Annotated in this window: 1 protein-coding gene and 1 pseudogene; both read left to right on the plus strand. The window is 72.0% G+C overall.

Annotation, left to right across the window (positions count from 1 at the left end; genetic code table 11):
* Positions 1-281 precede the first annotated feature (281 nt).
* Positions 282-1,769 carry a sugar ABC transporter ATP-binding protein gene (locus tag B1L11_RS44410; RefSeq protein WP_079321109.1) on the plus strand — a complete coding sequence of 496 codons (1,488 nt, stop codon included), beginning with the start codon at positions 282-284 and terminating at the stop codon, positions 1,767-1,769.
* Positions 1,766-1,946 (plus strand): annotated as a pseudogene (locus B1L11_RS46335) (ABC transporter permease); the annotation flags it as partial. The gene B1L11_RS44410 and the pseudogene B1L11_RS46335, both read left to right, overlap by 4 nt.

Genomic DNA, 1,946 nt, shown 5'->3' on the forward strand with positions numbered 1-1,946 from the left:
ACCACCGCCCACATCCCTGAGTCGGCGTTCCGCCGACGCGATCGCGCTTGCGCAGCACGCCGAGCGCCGGGACCCTCACCCAGTCCCCTTCCCCCACCCAGAACGTCCCGCCCGCCTGATCGGTCGTCCGGAACCGCAGCGGCACCGTTGACGCCGACTTCGGCGCCGTCGCGGTGGTGCCAAACCGGCGCCGTCAGGCGGGCGGGGCCACGGCCGCATCCCCCGTCCCTCAGGAGGCCCCTGTGCCGCGGTCATCGTCCGACTCGGCGTCTCTTCTCCAAATGCGAGGAATCGTCAAACAGTTCCCCGGCGTGCGCGCCCTGAACGGCGTCGACCTCGACGTCCGCGCGGGGGAGGTGCACTGCCTGCTCGGCCAGAACGGCGCCGGCAAGTCCACGCTGATCAAGACTCTGGCCGGCGCCCACCAGCCCGACGAGGGGACCATCGTGTTCGACGGCACGGAGGTCCGCCTGGCGGGCCCGACGGCCGCGATCCGGCTCGGCATCTCCACCATCTACCAGGAGCTCGACCTGGTCGACGGCCTGAGCGTCGCCGAGAACGTGTTCCTCGGCCACGAGCCGGCCCGGCTCGGGTTCGTCAGCAGGGGAGAGGCCAACCGGATCACCCGCGAACTGCTGGCCGGGCTCGGGCACGGCGAGATCCGCCCGACGACCGAGGTGGGCCGGCTGTCGCCGGCCGCCAAGCAGGTGGTGAGCATGGCGCGGGCGCTCTCGTACGACACTCGGCTGATCGTCATGGACGAGCCGTCGGCGGCCCTGGCCCACGACGAGGTGACCAACCTGTTCCGGATCATCCGCGAACTGACCGCGCAGGGCGTAGCGGTGATCTACATCTCGCACCGGCTGGAGGAGATCCGGGAGATCGGCGACCGGGTGACGGTGCTGAAGGACGGCCGCACGGTCGCGGTCGGGCTGCCGGCCAAGGACACGCCCACCTCGCAGGTGGTCGCGCTGATGACCGGCCGCGAGGTCGAGCACGTCTTCCCGCCCCGGCCCCGCCCCGGCAGTCATGACGACCGTCCCGAGATCCTGCGCGTGGAGAAGCTCACCGTGCCCGGCCGCGTGACCGACGTGTCGTTCACCGTACGGGCCGGGGAGATCGTCGGGCTGGCCGGGCTCGTGGGGTCGGGCCGCTCGGAGATCATCGAGGCGATCTACGGAGCTCGCCGCGCGGAGGGCCGCGTGGTCCTGAACGGCGCCCCGGTGCGCGGCGGCAGCCCCAGCCGCGCCGTACGGGCCGGCATGGGGCTGGCCCCCGAGGAGCGCAAGGCCCAGGCACTGCTGCTCGACCAGAGCGTCATGCGCAACATCTCCCTGAGCAGCCTCGACCGGTACGCCAGGTTCGGCTGGCTGAACCGCGGCCGCGAGGCGTCCGACGCCCGGCGCCAGGTCGAGGACCTCGACATCCGGCCGCCTCACCTGGACCGGCCGATCAAGAACCTCTCCGGCGGCAACCAGCAGAAGGCGGTGCTGGCGCGCTGGCTGATCAACGGCCGCAAGTTCCTGCTGCTCGACGAGCCGACCCGGGGGGTGGACGTCGGCGCCCGGGCGGAGCTGTACGCCGTCATCCGGAGGCTCGCCGACGAGGGGATCGGCGTGCTGCTGGTCTCCAGCGAGGTGCCCGAGGTGCTCGGCCTGGCGGACCGGGTGCTGGTCGTCCGTGAGGGCCGCGTGATCCACGAGAGCGATGCCCGGGACCTCGACGAACACCACGTCCTCGACATGATCATGGAAGGAAGGCCGGCGTGAGCGACTCTGTGACGCCCGCGGTGGAGGAACAGGCGACCCCCCGGGCACGATCCGGCGGATTCGCCTCTGGAACGATGGCCGGCCGGCTCGGCGGGATCCCGCATCTGGGTCTGGTCGCGGCGCTGGTGCTGCTGGCGATCGTGGGCCTGGTGACCCGGCCGGAGAACTTCGCCACGT

This window comes from Microbispora sp. GKU 823 (assembly GCF_002027145.1).
GTDB lineage: Bacteria > Actinomycetota > Actinomycetes > Streptosporangiales > Streptosporangiaceae > Microbispora > Microbispora siamensis.